General features: G+C 43.1%; 24 protein-coding genes and 1 riboswitch. Of the genes, 15 read left to right on the top strand and 9 right to left on the bottom strand.

The window, feature by feature from the left end; translation table 11 throughout:
* Both OCU46_RS14140 and OCU46_RS14135 read right to left on the bottom strand, forming a co-directional pair.
* Nucleotides 1-1,059: an efflux RND transporter periplasmic adaptor subunit gene (locus OCU46_RS14140; RefSeq protein WP_167495325.1), complete on the bottom strand. Its 1,059-nt coding sequence runs from the start codon at nt 1,057-1,059 to the stop codon at nt 1-3.
* On the bottom strand, nt 1,059-2,120 hold the full coding sequence (locus tag OCU46_RS14135; RefSeq protein ID WP_167495326.1) for an efflux RND transporter periplasmic adaptor subunit: 1,062 nt from the start codon (nt 2,118-2,120) through the stop codon (nt 1,059-1,061). The genes OCU46_RS14140 and OCU46_RS14135 overlap by 1 nt, the downstream gene beginning before the upstream one ends.
* Nucleotides 2,121-2,257: 137 nt before the next feature.
* On the opposite strand from OCU46_RS14135, the gene OCU46_RS14130 reads away from it, so the two are divergent.
* Both OCU46_RS14130 and OCU46_RS14125 read left to right on the top strand, forming a co-directional pair.
* The gene (locus OCU46_RS14130) at nt 2,258-3,022 is read left to right on the top strand and encodes a TetR/AcrR family transcriptional regulator (RefSeq protein WP_141268947.1); all 765 of its coding nucleotides are present in this window, start codon (nt 2,258-2,260) and stop codon (nt 3,020-3,022) included.
* A gap of 162 nt (nt 3,023-3,184) precedes the next feature.
* A complete protein-coding gene (locus OCU46_RS14125) occupies nt 3,185-4,054 on the top strand; it encodes an endonuclease/exonuclease/phosphatase family protein (RefSeq protein ID WP_141268949.1) in 870 nt (289 codons plus the stop codon).
* Nucleotides 4,055-4,172: 118 nt separating this feature from the next.
* Here OCU46_RS14125 and OCU46_RS14120 read toward each other — a convergent pair whose 3' ends face one another.
* The 4 genes from OCU46_RS14120 to OCU46_RS14105 form a co-directional block, all read right to left on the bottom strand.
* Nucleotides 4,173-5,624: an efflux transporter outer membrane subunit gene (locus tag OCU46_RS14120; protein WP_141268950.1), complete on the bottom strand. Its 1,452-nt coding sequence runs from the start codon at nt 5,622-5,624 to the stop codon at nt 4,173-4,175.
* Between the two features lie 10 nt (nt 5,625-5,634).
* Entirely contained in the window at nt 5,635-8,685 is a 3,051-nt protein-coding gene (locus tag OCU46_RS14115; RefSeq protein ID WP_141268952.1) for an efflux RND transporter permease subunit, read from the bottom strand.
* 8 nt (nt 8,686-8,693) lie between these two features.
* Complete coding sequence (locus tag OCU46_RS14110) at nt 8,694-9,776, bottom strand: efflux RND transporter periplasmic adaptor subunit (protein ID WP_141268954.1); 1,083 nt, start codon at nt 9,774-9,776, stop codon at nt 8,694-8,696.
* An 85-nt stretch (nt 9,777-9,861) separates the two neighbouring features.
* Nucleotides 9,862-10,755, bottom strand: coding sequence for a LysR family transcriptional regulator (locus OCU46_RS14105; RefSeq protein WP_141268956.1), 894 nt, complete (start codon nt 10,753-10,755; stop codon nt 9,862-9,864).
* A gap of 501 nt (nt 10,756-11,256) precedes the next feature.
* On the opposite strand from OCU46_RS14105, the gene OCU46_RS14100 reads away from it, so the two are divergent.
* Both OCU46_RS14100 and OCU46_RS14095 read left to right on the top strand, forming a co-directional pair.
* Nucleotides 11,257-11,733, top strand: coding sequence for a magnesium transporter (locus OCU46_RS14100; protein WP_167495335.1), 477 nt, complete (start codon nt 11,257-11,259; stop codon nt 11,731-11,733).
* Between the two features lie 3 nt (nt 11,734-11,736).
* The gene (locus tag OCU46_RS14095) at nt 11,737-12,768 is read left to right on the top strand and encodes an HlyD family secretion protein (RefSeq protein ID WP_141268958.1); all 1,032 of its coding nucleotides are present in this window, start codon (nt 11,737-11,739) and stop codon (nt 12,766-12,768) included.
* A gap of 63 nt (nt 12,769-12,831) precedes the next feature.
* Here the strand turns inward: OCU46_RS14095 and OCU46_RS14090 are convergent, their stop codons facing one another.
* A complete protein-coding gene (locus tag OCU46_RS14090) occupies nt 12,832-13,650 on the bottom strand; it encodes a LysR family transcriptional regulator (RefSeq protein WP_141268960.1) in 819 nt (272 codons plus the stop codon).
* Nucleotides 13,651-13,859: 209 nt separating this feature from the next.
* Between OCU46_RS14090 and OCU46_RS14085 the strand changes: the two genes are divergently transcribed.
* Nucleotides 13,860-15,125 carry an OmpP1/FadL family transporter gene (locus tag OCU46_RS14085; RefSeq protein ID WP_141268962.1) on the top strand — a complete coding sequence of 422 codons (1,266 nt, stop codon included), beginning with the start codon at nt 13,860-13,862 and terminating at the stop codon, nt 15,123-15,125.
* Nucleotides 15,126-15,175: 50 nt separating this feature from the next.
* Here the strand turns inward: OCU46_RS14085 and OCU46_RS14080 are convergent, their stop codons facing one another.
* A complete protein-coding gene (locus OCU46_RS14080) occupies nt 15,176-16,690 on the bottom strand; it encodes a phospholipase D family protein (protein WP_141268964.1) in 1,515 nt (504 codons plus the stop codon).
* A 31-nt stretch (nt 16,691-16,721) separates the two neighbouring features.
* Complete coding sequence (locus tag OCU46_RS14075; protein WP_141268966.1) at nt 16,722-17,450, bottom strand: nitroreductase family protein; 729 nt, start codon at nt 17,448-17,450, stop codon at nt 16,722-16,724.
* Between the two features lie 281 nt (nt 17,451-17,731).
* On the opposite strand from OCU46_RS14075, the gene OCU46_RS14070 reads away from it, so the two are divergent.
* From OCU46_RS14070 to thiD, 10 genes are all read left to right on the top strand, one after another.
* Entirely contained in the window at nt 17,732-18,085 is a 354-nt protein-coding gene (locus OCU46_RS14070; protein ID WP_141268968.1) for a hypothetical protein, read from the top strand.
* Between the two features lie 2 nt (nt 18,086-18,087).
* Nucleotides 18,088-18,522, top strand: coding sequence for a hypothetical protein (locus OCU46_RS14065; protein ID WP_141268970.1), 435 nt, complete (start codon nt 18,088-18,090; stop codon nt 18,520-18,522).
* 60 nt (nt 18,523-18,582) lie between these two features.
* Nucleotides 18,583-19,056 carry a hypothetical protein gene (locus OCU46_RS14060; protein ID WP_141268972.1) on the top strand — a complete coding sequence of 158 codons (474 nt, stop codon included), beginning with the start codon at nt 18,583-18,585 and terminating at the stop codon, nt 19,054-19,056.
* Nucleotides 19,057-19,106: 50 nt separating this feature from the next.
* Nucleotides 19,107-19,526 (top strand): hypothetical protein, encoded by a 420-nt coding sequence (locus OCU46_RS14055; RefSeq protein ID WP_141268974.1) that lies wholly within the window; start codon nt 19,107-19,109, stop codon nt 19,524-19,526.
* Nucleotides 19,527-20,009: a hypothetical protein gene (locus OCU46_RS14050; protein ID WP_141268976.1), complete on the top strand. Its 483-nt coding sequence runs from the start codon at nt 19,527-19,529 to the stop codon at nt 20,007-20,009.
* 36 nt (nt 20,010-20,045) lie between these two features.
* Entirely contained in the window at nt 20,046-20,492 is a 447-nt protein-coding gene (locus tag OCU46_RS14045; RefSeq protein ID WP_141268978.1) for a hypothetical protein, read from the top strand.
* Between the two features lie 260 nt (nt 20,493-20,752).
* Nucleotides 20,753-21,013 carry a hypothetical protein gene (locus OCU46_RS14040; RefSeq protein WP_141268980.1) on the top strand — a complete coding sequence of 87 codons (261 nt, stop codon included), beginning with the start codon at nt 20,753-20,755 and terminating at the stop codon, nt 21,011-21,013.
* Between the two features lie 171 nt (nt 21,014-21,184).
* Nucleotides 21,185-21,382, top strand: coding sequence for a hypothetical protein (locus OCU46_RS14035; RefSeq protein WP_141268982.1), 198 nt, complete (start codon nt 21,185-21,187; stop codon nt 21,380-21,382).
* Between the two features lie 2 nt (nt 21,383-21,384).
* On the top strand, nt 21,385-22,041 hold the full coding sequence (locus OCU46_RS14030; protein WP_141268984.1) for a cupin domain-containing protein: 657 nt from the start codon (nt 21,385-21,387) through the stop codon (nt 22,039-22,041).
* A 53-nt stretch (nt 22,042-22,094) separates the two neighbouring features.
* Nucleotides 22,095-22,192, top strand: a riboswitch (TPP riboswitch).
* A gap of 60 nt (nt 22,193-22,252) precedes the next feature.
* Nucleotides 22,253-23,077 (top strand): bifunctional hydroxymethylpyrimidine kinase/phosphomethylpyrimidine kinase, encoded by an 825-nt coding sequence (gene thiD / locus OCU46_RS14025; RefSeq protein WP_167495327.1) that lies wholly within the window; start codon nt 22,253-22,255, stop codon nt 23,075-23,077.
* The last annotated feature ends 5 nt before the right edge of the window (nt 23,078-23,082 follow it).

The raw sequence follows: 23,082 nt of genomic DNA, 5'->3' as shown, positions 1-23,082 counted from the left end.
TTACTGGTGTCCGTCCACGAATTGGATTTCTTTACCTTGGGTTAACTTGGAAAGCTGAGATGCGATGAGTCGGTCGCCTAATTGAACGCCATCTATGACTAGGGCACCCTTAGCTGTCGTTGTTGAAACTAAAACTTCGGTTAGCTCTGCAGAGCCACTTTCATCGACCTTCCAAACAGAGAAATCACCTTGTTCTTCTTGAGCTACAAGCAGGTTCAAAGGAACCAGTACGGCTGTTTGTTCATTGTCTTTGAATTGGTCGATATTGATAGCAACGAGTGCAGAGGTACCGGGTAGCAATTGACGAACTGACTGTTTAAGTTCGAATCTTGCTAAGTAGCCTTTTATTTCCGCTACAGGCTCTGCTGAGAAAAGCTTTAGCTTGGCCTCATAGTTTGTATTTAGCGCTTTAACGTGTACTTCAGCTTTAAGATCGTAAGGATCATCAAGCTTCTTTAGCTGTTCTATAAAGGCTTCCGATACCGGTACATCGACATAGATAACATCGTTCTTATAGATAGAGAACGCAGTCTCTCCGCTAGAAATGTTTTGATAACTCTCAACATCGATGGTTGCCACTACGCCATCAAAGGGTGCAATAATTTGAGAGTGTTTTAATTCTTGCATCAACACCTTGTATTGGATCGCTGTTAATTGTTGATTGGCCTTCAACTCGTCGTATTCAGATGCTGATAGCATCCCTTTGCTTTTGAGTGTCTCGGCACGTTTGAACTGCGAGTTTGCGAGATCTCGCTGCGCCTTGGCATCTTGCAATTGCTGCTTGAGTTTTGCCGTATCTAAGGTGGCAAGCACCTCACCCTTTGTGACTCTGTCACCGGATTTAATGGTCAATCGCTCAAGCTTCCCGCCGTGCCTAAAAGCTAAGGGAGTCATGTCCGCTGGGACAGTTGTGCCTTGAAAGGTACGCTCGCTAATGGCGATTTGTTGATCAGCGGTATAAGTGTTTACAAAAATAGGCGTAATTTCTTTTGTTTCGTCGTTAGAGAAACAGCCACTCAGAGTCAAAGCTAAGCTTGATACTAAAATAAGTTTTTTCATTAGATGCCTCGCTCTCGAGTCCATGGGCGCACGCGTTGTCCCTCTTGAAGAGAATGAACGCCACTTTCTACGATAAGTTCGCCATCTTCTATTCCTGTTACTTTGCCTGTCACTGTGTTGATTGATACCTGGCGCTGTTGAACCCTATTGGTCGCTTCATCAAATATCCAAAGTTTCCCCACAGTTTCCTGTGAGTTGGATTCTACGGTTATCCAAGCACTGTCAGATAGTTGCTCCTGAGCGTTAAAGTCAGACGGAAAGTGAACCGTTAATCTCCCAGAGTTGCCGGGTAATAGCGCAATATCTTGGTTATCGATCTCTGTTGTCACCTGATAACTATTGGTGTCTTTATCAGGCTGACTGGACACTTCTTTTATTTTGGCTTTCATTGGATGGGTAGCTCTTCCATCGAGCTCAAAACTCAATGAGTATTCTCGACCCATCAATTTATGTGCGGTAACAACAGGCACTGACACAACAACCTCATAGGAAGAGGTATCAACAAGATTGAAAATAGGTTGTTGTGGAGCAACGAGTTGATAAGGGTTTACAAATCGAATGGATATTTGTCCGTCAAACGGTGCATGAATCTGGGTATAGGACAGATCAGTTTTTGCTTGTGCCAGTTCAGCCTGCGTCGATTGATAGCGAGTTACCGCTTGTTCGAATGAGTCTTTGCTGATCAGTTTTTGACTAGCCATACGTTTGGCACGTAAGTATTGCGCCTTAGCCAAGTCAAACTGTGCCTGCTTACTTTGAAGTTGCAGTTGATAGTCGGATTTATCTAACTCAGCAAGCAGTTGCCCCTGTTTCACTTCTTGACCCATTTCTACATGGATCTTAGTGACCTCACCGCCTAATCGGAATGAAATAGGGGTAGTTTGAGAGGCTGATACCTCTCCCAAGAATTGAAACGGGGTCGACTCTTGGTTGGATTCAAACCTTTCAATCTTAACTGGCTTAGTTAGTTCAACGACGGGCTCATTGGAACCAGCCTTGTAACAACCACTTAATGAGAGACCGACTAAGATGACAGCCCCTCTTACGAATAAATGCTTCACAATACGCACTCGATTTTATTACACACGCGTGCAGTATAATTCGAACCTATTGATCCGATCAATATATTTTACGAGTGTATAGTAAAAATAATTTGTAAAAGATGGTAGTATTGAAGAAGACAATTTCGGAGCGATGAATGAATCAAAGAAAGCAAGGCAGACGGACAGCGGAAGAAGCTGAACGTACACGACTAAAAATACTAACTAGCGCAGCCTATTTGTTTTGTGAAAACGGCTACAACCAGGTTTCCATTCGTGACATAAGTGAAAAGGCAGGTGTGACGCATGGGCTGATCAGGCATTACTTTGGTGTGAAAAACCAAATTTGGTCTGCCATTATTCTGAGTATTCATCAGTATATGGATGACTATACCGAAAAGCTAAATGAACAGATTCCCTCCGAACTACCAAGCCAAGAGAGACTGTATTTGTTTCTAGCGCATCTCATGGCGTATATGTTGCGTAAACCGCAAATGCTTCAGATCATGCTCGATTATATTCATCACCCCGAAAACGAAGTCGAAGAACTGGATAAAAATTTCGGTGAAATGCGCAGTAACATCGGTAATTTGGTTAGCATGTGCTACGAAAGTGTACCAGAGCCTGTTAGCGACCATACGTCAGAGCCGGATACCGTAATGTGGCGATTTTTAGTTCATGCTGGTGGTGCTGTCGCTTTTAAGCCTTTTTTGAAGGTGACCTGGCCAGGAAAAGATGTTGAACATTGTTTGTTTGCTCACTGGCAGCTTTATGAGCAACAAATTGCTACTGAATATCAAATCAAAGACGAGTTACGCTTAACTGGCGCTGAACTTAAGGATGTGATTTTAGATATTCAAGTAATAGATGATGAAACCGAGGCCTTGTTTCAAGGTCATTTTCCAGATTGTATCGTCGACTGAGAAGCTGTAATTACCGAAATTGCTCAATGGTGAGGCTAAAGTCAAAAATAGTGCCTAGAATGTAAATTAGTCGCTATTTTTCATAGGCTTGCTGATATTAAGAAATTGATTCTATTACTACTTAGCATCATCCCTATATCAATTTGGGTGTGGTGCTATTTTATGTCTGAAGCTTGGTGGGCCGAAAACCTCACTGCTATTCCCTTTATATTGCTTGCCGTTTACATAGCGTTGTCTTTGATTTCAGTCCTATTAAAAGACAGGTATCTGCTTGTGGTAAATATTAGCTTTGGACTGTTATTTTTTTCTTTCACACCAAACAGCAAAGCAGTCACAGAACAAACTTGCAGTGACACTGTCACAGTTGCTCAATATAACTTAGCATTTGAGAATACCAATCTTAAACAGTTTGTCGAATACCTAGAGAAAGCGAAGCCTGACTTAGTGGTGATGCAAGAAGTCTCTCCTGAACACGGGCAAGCCTTTGCGCATTTATCGAACCTCTACCCTCATCGTTATGGTGGGCAACCTAAAGTGGGCTATCCTTCCAATCAATTAATATTAAGCCGCCATCTGTTGTATGGCATGTCAGTGTTTCGTACTCCAGATGGACAGAATATCATTCGTGGAATATGGCAACCCAGATCGGGTATAGATATAGGACTACTGGCAGCGCATCCACCATCGCCACGCAACAAAGCATTGTGGTATCGACGAGACGCATTAATTCGTACAGTAGAATACTTGGCTAACAGTTCTGCTGTTGAAAAAAATATGGTGATTGGTGATTTCAATCTCTCCGCTTCAAGTCCTACCTATAAAAACGCATTTACAGGTTATCAGTCACTGCCCGTAGCCAGCTGGAAGGGGACACGATCTGATTTTCAAGTGCCAGCTATTGCTATGGCCTCTATCGATCATCTTTGGGTAAAAAGCGAGGGAGATTCTCGTTTTTCTATTTGTGCTAGGGAAGCATTAGTGGAAATTAATGGTTCAGATCATGTGCCTGTTGAAACGCTTATAGGTTGGTGAATTAACTAAAGGTAGCGTATTTCTTCAACTTAGAAGTAGGTCACTAATCAAATCGTTTTATATACGAAAGCCACTTCAAATTGAAGTGGCTTTATCCCTGGTAGCTACATTGTTACTTCTAAGCTTGAGGGGAGGTGCTCCAGTCTCCACCAAGCGCTTTGTACACAGCAATTGTACTATTAGCCGATTGCAACTTAGCTGCGACTTGGCGATCTTGGATAACACGTTGCTGACGTTGCGCGTCCAACACTGATAAGTGGTCAATCAAGCCCGCCTTGTACAAAGATTTTGCCTTTGATACCGCTTTATCTGTCGCTTCTACGGCTTCGTTAAGTTGGGTTTGGTTTTGCTGGCTTCGACCATAAGCGAATAGAGCCGAATCGACTTCTGCAAAGGCTGAATCAACGGTATGTTGATAGCTTAATGCTGCTGATTTGAAGCGAGCTTCGTTTAACTCAACCATGGCCTCGCCTCGGCCACCATCAAAGACATTCCAACTAACGCCGACAGCTGCAGCCCAACCAAACGAATCACTACTAAATAGGTCATCAAAGCTACTTGCAGACACACCAGGCGAGCCAGTCAAAAAGAACTTTGGATAACGATTAGCCACACTTGCCGCCAGTTCTTCATTTACAGCGGCCATTTCTCTTTCTGCCATTCTAATATCAGGTCTACGCTTAACCAAATCTGAAGGTAGACCGACAGGTATCAGCGCAGATAGTTCTGGCAGTTCGTTATCGTCAGCTAGGCGAACATCAACTTTAGTGAGTGGTTCACCTAGTATAATGGCAAGGCGATATTTGTGAACCTGCTCTGCGATTTCAAGCTGTGGAATAATGGATTCGGTAGCCGCGAGCATTGCCTTTGCTTGTGCATAGTCCATCTCAGAACCAAAGCCTGATTCCACTACTTTCTCGACCAAGGTGAGTGTTTTACGTTGGTCTTCGATATTTTCCATAGCGAGAAGTTTTCGTTCCCTTGCGCCTCGATATTGAACGTAGTTGTGCACGAGATCTGCTGTGATTAGCGTTGCTAATCCGCTTTGAAATATTTCAGCTTGCTCTGCTCGGATAGAGGCAGCGTTGGCTTGACGATCAATTCTACCGAACAGATCCAGTTCCCAGTTAATTGAACCTCCAACAAAAACACCATCGTGTTGGTTATCCAGTAGGGTGACAGAACCCGCACCTGGAACATCAGTTGGAGTTAAAGCAGGCCCCAGCAAAGAGTCGTTTTTGCTAAGTTGGTAATTATAATAGCCTGCGCCAATACTCACGGTAGGCACCTTAAAAGACTCAATGGCTTTTTTGTAGGAATCGGCCATCTTGATACGTTCAGCTGCCAGCTGCAAAGGGATGTTTTGCTGCTGAACATCAATGACCATCTGATTTAGCGTAGGGTCATTAAATTGCTTCCACCAATACTCTGAATCAATACTCCCTTGATTGCCTGCATAGAGATAGGTTTCAGCGAGCGTTGTTTCAGGCTCTTGATAATCAGGCCCTACAGCACAACCTGCAATCAACAGAGTTAACGTAATGGGAGTCAGTTTTTTTACTAAGTTCATGAGAGATCCCTTATGCCATTTCTGTGTTGATGGTTGGTTTCGGTTGTTTTTCTTTGTATGCAAGCTTGTACATCGCAGGCATTACCATTAGTGAAAGAACGGTCGCTGCAGCTAATCCACCGATGATGGTTGCCGCCATCTGATCAAACAATAGGTCGCTGAGTAGCGGAATCATGCCCAACGCTGTAGTTAATGCTCCCATGGATATGGCCATGGTTCGGTTCATGGTGGCTTCTTTTATCGCATCTGAAAGTTCAAGACCGTTGCGTCTTTCAAGTTCGATTTGGTCCATCAAAACAATACCGTTTTTGATGATCATTCCTGTTAAGGTAATCGCGCCAATTAGAGCCATGAAACCAAATGGTTTATCCAGTAATAGTAAGGAGAATGTCGCACCTGTTGCTGCGAGTGGCAGGGTGGTATAGATGATCGCTGTTTGTTTAAACCCATTAAACATAGCAATCATGATGACCGTCATTATCAATAGAGCCTTTGGTAGCTGTTTCATTATATCGACGACCGCTTTATTTTCGTCATAGTATTCTCCGCCCCATTCCATGCTATAGCCCGGAGGTAGATAGATACCTTCTATTTGATCCTTGATGGCATTGCGAACATTTGCCGGAGTGGTGTAGCGTTCAACAGCGGCTTGAGCAGTAATGGTTTTTACTCGATCACGACGCCAAATCATGCTTTCCTCGGTTTTTAATTCGAAACCATCTACTACTTGGCCTAGTGGCACAGAATGTAGCCCTAGCAGAGATTTAACAGGCAATGTTTCAAGGGAAGACATGTTTTGATTTGAACCGCGCAACTGAATCGGAATCAACTCATCATTAAGGTTCATACGACCTAAAGGCATACCGCTTGTACCTCGCTTTATCGCAAAGGCGATATCTGCTCGGTTAATACCAGCTCGCAGCGCTTTGTCTTGATTGATAATTGGTACCAACATTTTGCTTTGCTGACGCCAGTCGTCACGAGCGTATTTTGCATCTGGATGGCTCTCAAATATCGCTTTTGCTTCGTTTGCTAGTTGATGCAGGACTTCTTCGTCAGGTCCAGAGAAGCGAGCTTCCACGGCATACTTATCGGCGGTAGCCATTTTAAGTGCTCTAAATCTTGGCTCGGCATTTGGAAATTCTTCTGCAAGCCATTTATCTCCGCGTGTAACAAGTCCATCAATGGCAAAGTAATCCGTAGTATTAATTAAGATTTGGCCATATGCAGGGTCTAGGGGCTCTGGTTCTACAGTTACAGAGAATCTTGGTGCGCTAGCTCCTATAGAGGTAGAAATACTTTCTACTTCCGGTTGAGCAAGCAGCCATTGTTCAATCTGCTTCATGTCTGCAGAGGTCTGTTCTATTTTTGAGCCGTTCGGAAGCCAATAGTCTAGAAATACAATGGGTCTGTCAGACTGTGGAATGAAGTTGATAGCAATATAAGGCACACACACTGCTGTCGCCACGATTAGAGGCACCAAAGTGCTCAAGGTTTTAATTGGGTTATCAACAATCGTATTGATCATTTTTGATAGCAGTGGATTTTTTTGATCAGCACCCTTTTTGCTTGGTTTCAAGAATAACCAACAAAGTAGTGCCGTGAGTGTCATAGCAACAAGCCACGACAGCAACAATGAAGACGCGATGATGCTAAATACCGAACCTGCAAACTCAGCGGCGTCCGTCTTTGAAAACAGCACTGGGCTAGAACCCATAATGGCAATGACAGTTGCACCTAACAAAGGTACAGATGTTTCTTTTACTGATTCAATGGCAGCCTTGGTTCTCTCGATGCCTTTGTTCATCTTAGACTGCATCATGTCAGTAATAACAATGGCGTTATCAACTAACATACCTAGCGCAAGAATGAAGGTACCTAAAGAGACTCGATGCAAGTCAATGTCAGCGATGTTCATGTAAATGAGGGTCAGTAGGATGGTGATCAGTAAGCTTGCACCAACGATAGTTGCACTCTTGAATCCCATGAAAATAAGCAATACCACAAATACGATTGCGATACTTTCCATTAGGTTGGCTACGAAGTCGTCGATAGCAATTTGTACTTGTTCTGGTTGATAGGCAACCGTCGACACGTCTACACCTAATGGCAACTCTGCTTTAAAATCATCGATGATCTGATTGATGGTATCACCAAGAGACACAACATTGATGCCATCCACGGGGCTAACGGCAAGGGTAACGGAGGGCTCGCCATTGAATCGGTTTTCAGTGAGCGCTGGAGTTTGATAGCCCATAGTTACATCTGCAATATCACCGAGACGTATCATGCCACTGCCAAGTTCACTAATTCCGCCTTTGATAACCAAGTTTTTAATATCAGAAAGAGACTTAAATTCACTGGTTTGTGCAACTCTGATACGTTCTTGATCTGCCGCAAATTGACCGGCTTCAAAGGTCATGTTTTGAGTGTTTAATTGGCTCCAAACTTGCGCTACAGAAAGGCCGTATTGCGCTAAGCGCTCATCTGGCATATCAATATTAACTACTCGAGGTTGTACGCCATGCAGCTCTATTTTTTTAATGCCTGATACCGCTTTGATGCGACGTTGCAACTCTTGTGCATACTGACGCAGCTCTTCTGGGGCAGCATCGGTACTATGGATAGAGAACAGCATTCCATACACCTCAGAGAACTCATCTTGAACGATCGAGATCTGAGCACTAGTTGGCAATTGCAATTTTACATCTGAAACTTTACGGCGAAGCAGATCCCATTGTTGGGGAAGCTCTTGTGAATTGAGGCTTTCCTTAAGGTCAACGAACACCATTGAGACTCCAGGACGAGATAATGAACGTAAGCGATTAAGCTCAGCCATTTCTTGCAGCTTGGTTTCTACGGTATCTGTGACTTGTTGCTCTACTTCTTCTGCGCTTGCTCCAGGATAAAGGGTTACCACAACCGCCGTTTTAACGGTAAATGTCGGGTCTTCTAGTTTTCCCAGATCAAAGTACGAGTACAGTCCAGCAATGATACTGAGCACTGTGAAGAAGAGGACGAAGGTACGTTGTCTGATGGCAAATTCAGCTAGATTAATCATGTTTGTTCCTACAACTCTCGCACAGTGATTTTGTCTGCTTTGTCACCTTCTTCAAGGTAGTGTGTGCCACTGACGACAACTTGGTCTCCCATAGAGAATTCCCCTTTAATGCAGGCGGTACTTGCATCGATTGAATCTAGGTCAACAGAGCGAGGGACAATGATGCCATCTTCTACAATATGCACGCGCATTTCGTGTCTGCTGCCTATTAGGGCAGAGTAAGGAACACAGTAAGAGGAGTCAGCGAGGGACAGATTTGCCAATACCGTGACCGACTTGCCAGGGAAGACAAGATCTGATGGCTTATCTAAAGTCATAGTAACCGTGTAGGTTTGCTTGATTAGATGAGGTTTGGTGGAGATTTCACTCACGGTTGCTGAAAGGGGTTCTTTAGCTTGATACCAGGTTACTCGCACTTGTTGATTGGATTTAAACTCGTGAATGAGGTTCTCAGGTACATCTATATCCACTTCAAGCTCGTCATTATTCTGTAGCGAAACCACTGCGATACCAGGTAGAACCTGTTCATGCTGCTCGTAATTGACACTACCAACTACGCCACTAAATGGCGCCTTTAATTCTGTGTAGCTGAGGGTATCTTCAGCACGCTGAATGTTCTTTTGTACAACTTTTACCGCTGACAAGCTTCGCTCATAACCACTGATGGCTCGGTCAAGATTCACATCGGCAATCGCATCGGCATCAATCGCTTGCTCTACTCGGGCGAGTTCGGCCTTAGCAAGCTTATGAGCAGACTTAGCTTCAAGCATACGTGCTTCTAGTTCTTCTAGAGCGACTTGGTAATCGTGTGGGTCAAGGCGAGCAATGGTTTGACCTTTCTTCACGACATCGCCTTTGCTGACAAGCAGTTCGGTAATGGTTCCTGGAACTCGAAAGGCGACACCCGCCTTCTCTTGAGAGTGCACAACACCCGTGAATTGTTTTGTAGATTTAAATGACGGGTCTTTAAGCTCTACAACTTGGATACTGCGCTGGGGCTTAGACGCGAGTTTAGGTGTGGATTCTATCTGTTGGCATGCGCTCAGTAGCAAGACGACGGCACTTGCTATTAACGTTTTTGAATACTGCATATTCGGGCTCCTATATTCTAATAGCCCGATTGTAAGTGTTTATTTGTATTAGATAATCTGCCCCACTTAAGATTCACTGTCTCATTTAATGTGACAATTGGTTGTCCTGAGGGATTCTTTGTAATAAATAATCTATCAATAAACGACTGGCATAGTTGAGTGTCTGTGGCTTTGGATGCAGTAGGTAGGATTGATAGGGTACAGCAGCCAGTTCAGGTAATACCTTAACCAACTTGCCTTGCAGTAACTCTTCTTTAACGACTAGCTCAGGTAGAAAACCAACCCCTCTGCCCATGACAAGGGCTTTACGAATAAACCCTATGCTATTACAGACGAGCCAAGGGGAAACCGAGATCTGTTCGCACTCAAAATGCCACAAGTTATCGACGTTGCCACTAGGCCAGCGGTAACACATCACTTTATGATGATGAAGATCGGTCAATGCGTGTATTGATTCATTATTTTTAATGTAGTCAGGAGAAGCGAGTAAGCTGTGATTGAGTTGAATAAGAGGCTTTGCGATTAAATCAGAATCTTCGAGTTCGCCACCATGAAAAGAGATGTCCAAACCGTATTGATACACTTCTTGAAAGCCATTGCTCACCATACGAAGGTCAAGCTCTACGTTCGGATACTTATCATGAAAATCAAATAAGGCAGGCTGAACGTACTCGTAGATCTCTGCAGGTAAACCGAGCTTCACCTTTCCTGATACTTCACGACTAGAGTAGGTCACAGCTTGATTGGCATCGTCTAAAAGTTCTACGACCTTTTGTACTTTGCTGAAGTAACTATCACCGTTATGAGTGAGCGAGAGTGAACGAGTAGTTCGATGGAACAACTGTGTATTGAGTTCTTTTTCTAGGTCGTTGATACGTCTGCTGACATTAGCTCGTGGCAGATCGAGTGCGTTTGCTGCAGCGGTAAAGCTACCCAATTCAACAACGCGAAGGAACAGTTTCAAGTCTTCAGTTTTCATGAAAAATCTATAGTCTGAGTGAGAACGAGTATGTTTAATTTAGGATATCTTAGTTGGACAACGTTCGATATAGCCATGCCTACAGTTCTTATTCATAAATCAGTTTTATAGACCATCTAAATTTCAGTGGCGTTATCTCTTTAGGGTGCTTGGTTACAATAAGTCGAGTTTCAAAAAGAGAATACTGACATGAAAAAACTCGAATTTGGATTAGGGCCGGTTGAAGTAGGGCACATTGCCATAGCGATTGCGATGTTGTTGCTGTGTATCTTCTTTGGTGCGCTATAGGACCCTAAATAGCGTCCTAAATTAAAAATTTGCTTTTTGGTGTTTCAGAACCGTCACTGTTTTTAGTTAAACAGGGATTAAGTGTGCGCGTAAGAAAAAGGAATAACGTATATTCCTACAGCGTACTGCAGATAGCATAAAATTCGCGCGAAACTCATAACAATAAGCGAATAAAAAATGTCTGCTACGTCTTTACCTTCTTCTAACGAAGGCATGGGAAGAAAAATAGCAAGGAGCATCATTTCAGTAGTCTTATATGTGCTTAAAGCCGTGATTGTTTTTGGCGTTATCGCTGGAGCATCAATTGCTTTATCCAAACTAGGCTCGATCCACGGAAAGGATCTACCCGCTGAATATTTCGTCGACGGATACCCTACAATCCTCAAACTACTCGATTCTGAAGTCTTTATGGGCTTCGTATTCTTTGTCACTATCGCAATACTGGTTTATCTAGCGTATTTGTTCTGGCAACTACATGAAATTGCGGTACATAAGGCATCAGAGATGTCGAGTGCCCACACACAAATCGTTTTCGCCCTCTCTTTGTGTGGTCTATTTATCAATAAGGTGTGGTGGGTTCTAGCCATCATCATCGCATTTGCCCGCTGGGATGTGATTGGAGAGTCCATCTCTAAAATCATTCGAAATGGTATTTCTGGCAAAACTCAAACTAAAGCATCTGAGGAATAATCAATGAAAGAGATTATGTTACCTTACATCCTGATTTGCTGGATTTTAGTTAAGACAGGTGTGGTTAAGTGGAACCTACGTAGCGGTACCTTCATGGTCAGTACAGGTATGCTTTTAGCGACCATGTTATTTATTGCACACCGTTTTTGGTCTCCTGCAGACTTAACAGACAGTACGACAGTGAAAGCGCCTCATGCCGTATTGAGCCCATTATTTGGTCAAGAAGTTGATCAAGTATTTGTTACTCACAACCAGATGGTTAAAAAAGGTGACCTGATTTATACGCTTCGCTCTGAAGATACTGAATCACAACTAGAAAGCCTTGCCGCTCAAAAGAAAGCCAGTGAAGCGGAAATTCTATCCCTTAGACTGCAACAGAAAAACGACAAGAAAACGCTTGGTAGATTGGAGAAGTTAAAGGATTTCTCACATGACTCTGAACGTGATAATACTCGCACAGCCATTGAAACAGCAGAAGCTAAGATTGCTGCGGCGCATGCTCAAATCATGAACATCGAAGCGCAAGTAGCGTCTGCAAAGTGGCAGCATGAACGTCGTGAAGTACGTGCTCCCTTTGATGGTCAGTTATCCATTACCAACATTACTAGCGGTACACGAACCGGCAACATGCATCTGTATTCAACGGAGAGGAAGTTTGTTGAGATGCGTATTCCTGATCAAACATATCGAGGGATCAAGGAAGGGCAGTTTGCTGAGTTTTATGTAGATGCTTATCCAGGTGAAATTTTTCGTGGCCGTGTACATAGTGTCACGACAGGTACTGGTGAAGCGCAAGTTCAAGTTCGTCAAGGTAGCCAACATGTTAGGCAGCACGTTGGAAACAATATGAACTCTCACGGGCGTACGATCGTAATTGAGTTTGAAGAGCCAGAAGGCTACAACATCCCAATTGGTTCAACGGGTTCTGGTTGGGTGTCAGCTGAAAAACCACATCCAATGCTCGGCTTCATGGATATTATTGGTGGTGCTACAGTTCGCCTTAAAGCTTACAAAGCGTATTTGTCCGCGTTGTAAAAAATACCATTTAACCCATGAAAAAGGGCAGTATCATGATACTGCCCTTTGTTATAAAGTTTGTTAAAGGTCTGGATTCAACCTCAATTCTTCAAGCACACACTTTTCAACTAGATTGGAAATCCAGATGCTCTTAGGAGACTTTCTTTTAGAGGCTTTCAATATAATCGCTGTATCAATACCCAAATCAGGGATATCGGCATCTTCTCGATAAGCTATGTAGCGCATGGTTTGCACACGATCTAATAATTGAGATAACAACATACTGTTATCTACGAAGATAGTCGGCTCAAGATCCGGCAGGGCTCGTTGAAATCGATTCTCGTAATCATTCACACCCGAAGCGATATACTTTGCAAACTCTCCCTCTTTATTACCCATAATTAACCCAGAGCCTTCATACAGTTTCTTCTGGAACAAGGTTTGAGGTTTATCGCTCAAAATATGAAAGCCCAAATCCACTTCTTCGTCGAGAATCATGCTTTCAGAAATCTTAGTCCAGTTCCTTATTTCTATGATGGCATCAGTTTCTTCTCTGATTTTGCTTATAATCGGGCTACCAAATCGAATTAATAAGGGCTCAAGTATGTGAATCGTAATTCGGTCTACATTTTTTGATGAAAACTCTTCTGGCTCTAGGGAGTGAGAAATTTGCTCGATAGCGTTCTGGAGCTTGGGTTGTATACTCAACGCATAAGAGGTCGGCGATAACCCCTCTGCGCTGCGCGTGAACAAAGGATCATCGAGCTCTTCTCTTAACTGGGCTAAAACCTTAGAAATATAGGATTGTGATCGCCCAAGTTTTTTCGCTGTTCGTTGAGTTGAGTGTGTTTGCATTAAATTCAAAAACACATTCAGTGAATTAAGGTCTGTAATTCTCATCCTATCGCCATTACTACTCTACATAGGTTATAGAGTAGCAAAAAACCTATGAAATCAATAAGTTTATAACCAATAAGTTCCCTTTATCTTTTCAGTGATAAGCGATATTCCTACAAGCTATAAGTCAATCCGTATAATTTTAGCAGATACAGATTTTGCTATTGATTAGCTAAATCTAAAGGCCTACTCAATTATAGATTTTGGAAATTATGTCAACAAATAGACTTTCATCTATCACATCTACCGTATCAGCTGAGCAACCTTCTAACTTCTCATTTTCTCGCTTAGCCATGATGACCTCTTTAGCCTTTGCTTCAGCAGCGCCAACCATGGCAAACGCAAGCGGCTTATTTCTTCAAGAAGCCGTGACCGCCAATGCAGGTGTCGCAGGCGCTGGTGACGGCGTGTATACCGATTCAGCCGCCGCTATGTGGACAAACCCTGCGACTATGTCTTTCATGGGAGAGTCATTAACGACCATCAACGTAATGGCGTTTGACCTCAAAATGAAATTTTATGATGCCGATACTCCGGCTCAAGACGGTGAAGCGCAATCTTATCTACCCTCTATTTCTGTTTTTCATGCTCACCAGGTTTCTGAGAAAGTTCACCTTGGCTTAGCACTAGGTGCTGCTGGTGGTTCTAGCCTTGAATATGGCGATGACTGGGCGGGTGCTCGCGCTTTAGATTCGATTACGCTAAATGTCATCGTTCTTAACCCTTCACTGTCATATCAAATAAATGAACAGTGGTCAGTGGGGGGGGGTGTGCAGTTTAGTTGGGCGGCGTTTGAGCAGACCATGTCGCTTACAAATTTGGGTAAGAAGGTTGTAGCAGCGAAAGATACTGATTGGGCTTATGGATACAATCTGGGCGTAATGTACCGTCACTCTGATGACCTTGACTTTGGTTTAAGCTACCGCTCTAAATCAGAACATAGCTTTGATGCAGAGCTCAAGGGTACGAACCAGTCTATATCCACAGACATCGATGTTCCTGAGATAGTAGATTTCAGCACACGCTATGGTTTTAGTGAAGATTTGAACCTGTTAGCAAGTGTACAATTTCACCGCTGGAGCATTTGGGACGAGACTGTTTTGAACCTAGGGTATGGCGAGGGAGTAGCAATCGAGCGAGATTGGGATGACGTTTGGAAGTTTGCTATTGGTGCAGACTACAAACTTAACTCAGATTGGCGTTTGAAAGCAGGTTTCTCTTATGAAACATCTCCACAAGATGACTCTGAAAAACAATGGGTTGATCTTCAAGTAGGCGAGCAATATCGTTACTCGCTAGGTGCATCTACCAACTGGGATAATGTAGGAGTCGACTTTTTCTATGAATACGCTGATCTAGGCGAAGTTAAGTCTGCAAAACGCTCTATTGTTGATGGACCTATCGGAGCTTCTTTAGCTGGTGTTAACGGCACCTTCGACGGGCGCATTCACTTCGTCGGTGTGAACTTCACTATCTAGGTTAGATAAGTCTATACGTACAAAATAGCCGACGTGATAGTCGGCTATTTTTATAATTGGTCTTCGATAGGCAGAACACCTGCCATCCATGCTCCCATTCGCCGCCATAAACTTGCGTCAGGTTCGCTAGTATATGTCTCTCCATTGTCGAGATTTCGCCAAACTAGGTCACCGTCTTCTAATTCGAGTTTATAAGCCGACTCAATCAGTTGTAATCGCATCTCTGATTTAGACTCGGTTACGAAAGGTTCGTGTTCAAGCATTACTGCCATTTCAGTGTTGATATGCGCAGACCTAGGATCCCAGTTCATTGAGCCTACGAACAAAATATCATCATCAATCAGCATTATCTTGGCATGTAAACTAGAGTGCCCGCTTCCTGTCATAGACCATTTGCTTCTTATCTTAGCCGACGCTCGCATTTCCCACAGTTCTACGCCCCCCTCAATAAGATCTTTTCGATACTTGGAATACCAACCATGGACAGCGTACACGTCGTTGGAGGCAAGGGAGTTAGTAATAATCGTTACTTTTTTCCCTGATTTCACACCGTCGACAAGTAATTTAGTGCCAACCTCTGTGGGTACGAAGTAGGGGGAAATGATGATAAGTTCCGATTCAACGCCTTCTAAGACTAACTTTAAGTCGTCAATTAATTGGCTTCCTTCGCCAATGATTTTATTGGGTTTATCGTAAAGCAGTCGGCCAGTTCCCCAATATAACTTCAGTTTATGGTCCTGCATCTTCGAATAAAATTGCAGTTGGGTCATATCGTATGCCCCAGAGGTAAATTGTTTCTCCAGCTCCTTGTCGACAGCAAATTGCTCTATTTCTTCTCTTTTTAATTCTTTTGCACTAGAGGTGATCCAGTCAATGGGAACGGCAAAGTCGCTGTTCCAGTACTCATCGAATTGATCACTTGTTTGCTCTACGGTATTGCCGTAAAGCAGTAGGTCAAAATCACCAAATTCGACTGGGGAATAGTAAGAAAAATACTCATTACCTATGTTTCTACCACCCACAATGCTAACTACATTATCGGCAGTGAGAGACTTATTGTGCATACGGCTATTAAGGCGCTCGAAGTCAGCGAGAAACCCGAGATTTCTCGCTGAACGATAATTGTTAGGGTTGAAGAGTCGCACATCGATATTAGGGTGGGAGTTCAGATAAGCGAGATCGTCATCACTTCGCTTTTGCATATCGTCTAACAAAACTCGAACACGAACACCACGCTCGGCTGCTTCAAACAGTCGCCAAGTCATCAAATGACCAGTCTCATCATCACGATAAATGTAGTATTGAAGATCTAAGGTGTGTTTTGCGGATTCTATTAACACAATGCGTGCAAGTAGCGCATCGTGCCCAGTATCTAAGGGGTAAAATCCTGTGTAAACCGAGGTGTCATACTCAGATTGGTCAAAGTATTCAGCTAACCGGCTGTCAGACTGGTAGCCTAGATGATGTGTGACTGACTTGGGAGGAGGCGTCTGCTGAGTGGCACACCCCGAAAGGATGCCAACAAACAGAATCAGTATCAGTTTCCAATGAGCGAGTGTTGGCAATTGGAGCTTCCTTTCCTTTGAGTTGATAAGTCTAATGTTTGAAAATGACGTCTTCGTTTGGCACTCGATGCCTATCACCGTATATGCCTTCTTCAGTTCGCTTGCCGACGCTGACAATCATGGTAATTTCATCATTTTTGCCGAGCCCAAGCAGTTTCTTAGCGCGAACTGAATCGAAGCCTTCCATCGGACATGTGTCATAACCTTGGTCACGTATTGCGGTCATAAATGTCATTGCAGCGAGTGAAGTACTCTTGTGAAGACAGACGCGTAAATCCTGCTTGGTGACTTCTCTGAACATAGGTTTTTTGATACCCATAAAGGTCATCATAATCTTTCTGAGAAAGCCTTTAACACCAAACCTGTCATTACTATAAACAAACGGGATCAGCTTTTCGTAGTATTTAGTCGCACGCTTTGCGATGTCATCCATTGGTCTGCCAGCAAAATTCTCACGTACCTGTGCTGCATTCATTTTAGCTCTTTGTTGCCATTTGTCTGGCGTAGTCACAAAAACCACCATTTCGTTTGCCGTCTTAGCTGCATTTTGCCCCATACAGTATTTCGCTAGTTCAGCACGCTTATCTGCACTGATGACTCGATGAAACTCCCACAACTGCATGTTGCTGCTGTTTGGGCTTAGTACGGTGAGTTCTAAGGCTTTTTGTACCTTTTCATGGTCAAAGTCAGCGGTTTGGTCGTATTTTCGAACGGAGCGACGAGAGTGGACTAGGTCTTCAAATGTTTGATGTTGAGGCATGGTTAATTGATCTGTTGAGTGATCATGCTTTTCTAACATGCCGAGGTGCGCTAAGCAACAAAGCCTCGTTATTTTCATAAATCAAGTAATGATATTACTCGTAGTCATAGCTGTTATGAAAACCAGTAATTTGAGGCTAAGTGTTCTACAAATTAACATTGCATAAAATTCGCCCTGCGAAATAAATGTCGTGGGTGGCACGAAATGGACATTATCAAGGTCTTTTTGATCGTACCCTGTCTAACTATTACGAATACAGGCAAGTTAATTTGGAGCTGAATATGAAAAAACTACTGCTTTCGCTGTTTAGCATTTGTTGCGTTGCTTTGTCAGCGCAGGTAAGTGCGAATATCCATCAATGGAATGAAACCAGTTACCAAACATACTCAGATAAAACCCACGTTGAATTTAAGCTGATCAATAAGTTCAACAAAACAGCGCCTTTTTACGTGCGTATAGATGATAAGAAATTCCCCAATAAACTAGTGCTTTCTCCTAATCAAGAAATAGAGCTAGACATAACCGTAGATACGCCTCCGGGGATAACGTCGGTTAAACACGTTTGTACTTTGATGGTTACAGGGGAAGAGAATGATTACGAAACCTGCACCAAGCTAACGTTTAAAAGGTTCTAGTTATGAAGAAACTTTATTTTCTAGGGTGCCTATGGAGCCCATTTGTATTGGCAAACCCGATTCCTAGTATTTCGAACCCTTCAGGCACAGACCGGATTAGAACAACAGATGGTGCAAGTTGTGAGCAAGCTGTCTCAACAGGTAAGACTTTTCAAGTAGGCACATACGGAGCCATGGGTAACGAAGATAGTGATAACTACTACAACAACTACTACGAACAAAACCAAGATGAAGCAGGTATATACGCAGCCATGACCATTCAGTTTGGCGGTGAAGACCGAGTGGATTGTACAAAACTTTATGAGTTTGAGCTTCGTCAGCGCAATAGAGACGAGCAATTAGCTCAAGCCGAACACGAGCTCAAACTTCTTCAAATTGAGGCGGAAAAATACCGTCTTTTAAAAATGAAACAAGAAAGCACCACCTTTTCTGAATAGTTTTCGATATTTAGAAATGGCTTTTTTCTTTCATTATTTTTAGTAAAAAAGGAAACGATAATGAAAAAACAATTGCTAGCTATCGCAACGACAGCAGCTCTAACTCCTGCATTTGCAAGTGCAACAAATAACAACGGTGAAGTTATTTGGAACGGTGATGTAGATCCAGCATGTGGCTGGGACGTAGCTGATCATCAACCAGGTAAGCTTGGCTTCGTAGATTTCAACGAACAGCAGCCAGCAAAAGCTACGCTAGTAAACAACAAAAACGGTAATGATCAAGCCGATCTTGCTATGTCGACAACTACAAGTGTTGCTGGTGGTAACGGTGCTATCGCAATCCCAACTACTGATATAATGATTAAACTTGTGGATGGAGAAAACGAAACTTATCCAGAGCAGGAATCGAATACGGTATTTAATAATGTTCCGGCAGGTGACCTAAAGTTTTACGCACGTGCAGTTGACCCGGCGACCAGTTACTCAGCTGGTACACACACAGTAACAACGACGTTCACTGTAACTTGTAACTAGTTTGTTTTAGAGGCGATATCAATATCGCCTCTCTTATTTTGGAATTCATAGTGAAAAACTTATGTCGAGTGCTAACGATTAGCACATTTTCATTGTTGGCAACTTCATCTTTTGCTGAAGAAGGAATGGAGAAAGGTCATGCCGAGCACCTAGAACAATTTTGTTATCAAGGTGCGGAATATCATGAGCGCCGCGTTTTTGATGCAATATCTAGCTCTGACTATATCGATTGGAGTGAAATTCAACTCCAAGGTACATTTAGTCGACTTAATTACACAGAAACTATTCTCGATGAAAATCACGATAAAGTAATTACTTGCGACCAAGTGATTAACTATCACTATGATGACAAAGATATATCTCTTAATACCTCTTTTCAGGTTCTAATTAACGAGGAAAAAACGGTTTCTAATACGGATATCACTGAACAAGCAGTAACCGATTTTATGGTTAGAGTAATGGTGAACTAGGTGAGGAAAAGTGTTTTTGGAGCTACTTTACTTTCGCTGCTTGTCTCATCTTGTTCTTTGAATGTTTTTGCAGAGATTAGAGAGCCGATAAAGCCAAAATCAAAACAGGTTATCGCCGAATGTGAGCTACAAACTATAGAGAGCAACGGTGATATTTCCTTCTCTGAGTTTTATCAGGGTAATGCAGCTCGTTTTAAGGTTAGAATGAGCGAGAACTATCAAAGAGTGGAGCTTAAACTCGATGATGTTCAAGTCGGAGACCTTAGTGTAGATAAAGGGTTGCACTTGATTCGTCTTCAATTAGACACCCCCGATCGCTACGAGGGTGATGCGAACTATTGGAGAAGAGGTGTTGAGTTAAATGCATCTGAACTGGGTGCCGACCGAGAGATAGATCTAAAAGTTCGTGTTGATTTACCCGTTTCTAAGGTAACCGCTGGTGACCATGAAATAAGAATGAAGTGGTCAATCAGTTGCGGATAATAGTTGGTTATTTATTAAACATCAGAAAGAGCAAAAATGAAAAATAGAATAATCTCTTTAGCTACATTGATACTTCTGCCTTTTGGTGCAATGGCTGCAGAGAGTAGCAGCTACGTTATTTTTAATGGCTCTGTAACTCCGATGTGTGGCTGGGAAGGCCAAGGGATACAAGCTGGTGTTCTTGGTTATGATGAGGAGTATACCGATATTCCAGCAATCGCAATTTTGGTGAACAACGCTGGAGAGAATAAAGCAACTCTAGACTACACCAGTGACACCGGAATTTTGAATTCCAATGGTCACTTGCGCATAAAGTTGGTGCCAGAGCATGGTCCTGAATATGAAGAGCAAAATCATAACGGTACGTTTGAAGATGTTAGAGCTGGAGAACTGAAGTTCTACGCCAAGATGAAGAAGTCGAAGCACCACTATCCTGCAGGTCAACACACCGTACGATCTACGTTTACTGTTACTTGCGAGTAGAGTAATCAAGTTTACTTTTCACCTCAAAAATACATGCTAGGCGATCCACATATAATAGTGTCGCTTAGCTTTTGGTTATAATCATTATAACCTTTTATGTATAACCAAATCCCCACACCTCCCATCACCCGTGCAATCTTATATTGCAGTACATCGTCCTGTCTAAATGCTGTTTTTCCATTTTTTTCTATATATACCTTGTCATATCTGTGCTCTGGATCACGTTTTGTGGTGGTCTAGGTTTGTGTAGGAGCGGATATGTGATAGGCAGTACAATCTATTACATCAGTGAAAGCCAGCAGCGTCCTAAGTTTGTGGGATTTAATCTGGTTTCTATCTACGAAGAAGACCTATTTTTAAATTTGCATGGGGCTACAGTTATCGTAGATCTGGCATGCGAATCTCAAGATGCGTTTTTACGTCGACTACAAGCTCAGCCGCACGGGTGGAGCACTCAGGTGTTTGTTACTGCTGAGTCTAAATACAGTCCGTTCCTAAGTGATGGTGAGTTTGACGCCTGATACTACAAACCGCATACCTATAAAGCGGCGGTTGATGCGGTAAATAAACACAAGGGCAGGTTTGATCTAACCGTTTGGGTAGTCACCGTTGCAGATTCTGACCAAGCCCCTGAGATCACTGCGTATCTAGATGCTAAATACGTAGACAAGGCTAGACTCAATAGTGAGGCAGTGGTTATTCTGCCAAATGGTGTTAAACATGATGTTGTGGTCTCAAAGCCCATCGAGCTTGTCGCAAAATTGCCTCAACATCTTGTTAAGCCATTTAAGGGGCAAAAAGCGCTCATTCAGGTCTCGCTTCAACTAGCGAACGTGCCTGAGGATACGAGCGAGTTTGTTGAAGGTATGCCAGTAGAGGTTCGGTTCTAGTTATGATCAATATGGATGTTTCCGAGAAACTTGTTATTCGCACAGCCAGTCAAGAGTGGCAAACTAGTCCCGCCAAAGGCGTGTGGCGCAAGCCTCTAGAACGCGAAGCGGCTGAAACAGGGCTTGTCACCTCAATAGTAAAATACGAAGCAGGGTCGCGTTTCTCAGAGCACAGTCATCCATTGGGGGAAGAGATCTTCGTATTAGAAGGTGTTTTTTCCGATGAGGATGGTGATTATCCTGCGGGCACCTATATTCGCAATCCTCCAGGAAGCAAACACTCACCATTTAGCGAACAGGGTTGCACCTTGTTTGTGAAGCTCAATCAGTTCGATAAAGCTGATAAGACCTCGGTGAGAATTAATACTAAAACTCAACCTTGGCTTGCGGGAATGGGTAATCTAGAGGTGATGCCTTTGCATTCTTTTGAAGCTGAAAATGTCGCTTTGGTGAAATGGCCAAAGGGAGAGCGTTTTCAACCTCATTCGCACTTTGGTGGAGAAGAGATCTTGGTACTCTCTGGAGAATTTCAGGATGAATACGGTCAATACCCTCAGTACACTTGGATTCGTAGCCCTCACCAAAGTCAACACTTCCCATTTGTTGAGGAAGAAACCGTTATATACGTTAAGACTGGACATTTATTGTCTCGACTCTGAGTTTCTCCCTTTAATTGTTCCATCAATATAGCGACTCTGTTAGTATCGCCTCATCGTATTAGTCGGGGAGCCAGTAGGCTGAGATCGCAGTAGCGAACCCGTTGAACCTGATTCAGTTAGTGCTGACGTAGGGAACTAGTCGCCATTCTAGCTATAGATCTTACTCTTTGTAGCACAGCAGGCCTGGTTTCGTTCGTCTGACGAAAAGGAAATGCCTGTGTCCCAATCAAAAAACACTCCAATTGTTCTTACTATCGCTGGCTCTGACAGTGGTGGTGGTGCTGGTATTCAAGCCGATATCAAAGCGATTTCTGCTACCGGAAGCTACGCCTGCTCAGTAATTACTGCACTTACTGCACAAAACACTCAAGGTGTAACGGGTATTTTGCCTATTCCAGCCGAGTTTATCGAACAGCAGTTAGATGCGGTCTTTACGGACCTCAATGTTGTAGCGGTTAAGGTGGGTATGCTTGCTGAAGCGGGTCTTATCAAAGCAGTAGTGAAAAAACTGCAACAGTATCAACCCAAATTTCTAGTTGTAGATCCTGTTATGGTTGCTACCAGTGGCGATCTTCTTCTTCAGCAATCTGCTATAGAAACCCTAAAAACAGAACTTCTTCCTCTTGCTGATGTGATTACACCAAACTTGCCAGAAGCTGCTACTTTGTTGGGCCAATCTTTGCCAACAACTGGCGAGGAAATGAATGCAATGATTGAAGATCTTCGAGGTTTAGATTGTAAGGCTGTGCTTCTAAAGGGTGGTCACCTAGAGAACGAATCTACCAGTACAGATCTTCTTATCACAGCGAATGACGTTGAAACTTTTTCCGTTGAACGTGTGGATACGCAAAATACCCATGGCACAGGTTGCACCTTATCTTCAGCAATTGCCTCATTCTTGGCACAAACTGGCTCACTGAGTGAGTCGGTAGCGCTCGGGAAAAACTACATTTCCAATGCCATAGCTCATGCTGATGAGTTGAATGTGGGCAGTGGTCACGGTCCCGTGCACCATTTTTACGCTTTAAACAAATAGTACCG

This window comes from Vibrio comitans, from assembly GCA_024346835.1.
Lineage (GTDB): Bacteria > Pseudomonadota > Gammaproteobacteria > Enterobacterales > Vibrionaceae > Vibrio > Vibrio comitans.
Note: the sequence above shows the minus strand (reverse complement) of the source record. Positions and strands in the feature narration are given on the sequence as shown.

Excerpts from the sequence above, each read along its gene's own strand:
- OCU46_RS14140 (WP_167495325.1), bottom strand. The coding sequence starts at position 1,059 with ATGAAAAAACTTATTTTAGTATCAAGCTTAGCTTTGACTCTGAGTGGC.
- OCU46_RS14130 (WP_141268947.1), top strand. The coding sequence starts at position 2,258 with ATGAATCAAAGAAAGCAAGGCAGACGGACAGCGGAAGAAGCTGAACGT.
- OCU46_RS14125 (WP_141268949.1), top strand. The coding sequence starts at position 3,185 with ATGTCTGAAGCTTGGTGGGCCGAAAACCTCACTGCTATTCCCTTTATA.
- OCU46_RS14120 (WP_141268950.1), bottom strand. The coding sequence starts at position 5,624 with ATGAACTTAGTAAAAAAACTGACTCCCATTACGTTAACTCTGTTGATT.
- OCU46_RS14115 (WP_141268952.1), bottom strand. The coding sequence starts at position 8,685 with ATGATTAATCTAGCTGAATTTGCCATCAGACAACGTACCTTCGTCCTC.
- OCU46_RS14110 (WP_141268954.1), bottom strand. The coding sequence starts at position 9,776 with ATGCAGTATTCAAAAACGTTAATAGCAAGTGCCGTCGTCTTGCTACTG.
- OCU46_RS14105 (WP_141268956.1), bottom strand. The coding sequence starts at position 10,755 with ATGAAAACTGAAGACTTGAAACTGTTCCTTCGCGTTGTTGAATTGGGT.
- OCU46_RS14100 (WP_167495335.1), top strand. The coding sequence starts at position 11,257 with ATGGGAAGAAAAATAGCAAGGAGCATCATTTCAGTAGTCTTATATGTG.
- OCU46_RS14095 (WP_141268958.1), top strand. The coding sequence starts at position 11,737 with ATGAAAGAGATTATGTTACCTTACATCCTGATTTGCTGGATTTTAGTT.
- OCU46_RS14090 (WP_141268960.1), bottom strand. The coding sequence starts at position 13,650 with ATGAGAATTACAGACCTTAATTCACTGAATGTGTTTTTGAATTTAATG.
- OCU46_RS14085 (WP_141268962.1), top strand. The coding sequence starts at position 13,860 with ATGTCAACAAATAGACTTTCATCTATCACATCTACCGTATCAGCTGAG.
- OCU46_RS14075 (WP_141268966.1), bottom strand. The coding sequence starts at position 17,450 with ATGCCTCAACATCAAACATTTGAAGACCTAGTCCACTCTCGTCGCTCC.
- OCU46_RS14070 (WP_141268968.1), top strand. The coding sequence starts at position 17,732 with ATGAAAAAACTACTGCTTTCGCTGTTTAGCATTTGTTGCGTTGCTTTG.
- OCU46_RS14065 (WP_141268970.1), top strand. The coding sequence starts at position 18,088 with ATGAAGAAACTTTATTTTCTAGGGTGCCTATGGAGCCCATTTGTATTG.
- OCU46_RS14060 (WP_141268972.1), top strand. The coding sequence starts at position 18,583 with ATGAAAAAACAATTGCTAGCTATCGCAACGACAGCAGCTCTAACTCCT.
- OCU46_RS14045 (WP_141268978.1), top strand. The coding sequence starts at position 20,046 with ATGAAAAATAGAATAATCTCTTTAGCTACATTGATACTTCTGCCTTTT.
- OCU46_RS14030 (WP_141268984.1), top strand. The coding sequence starts at position 21,385 with ATGATCAATATGGATGTTTCCGAGAAACTTGTTATTCGCACAGCCAGT.
- thiD (WP_167495327.1), top strand. The coding sequence starts at position 22,253 with ATGCCTGTGTCCCAATCAAAAAACACTCCAATTGTTCTTACTATCGCT.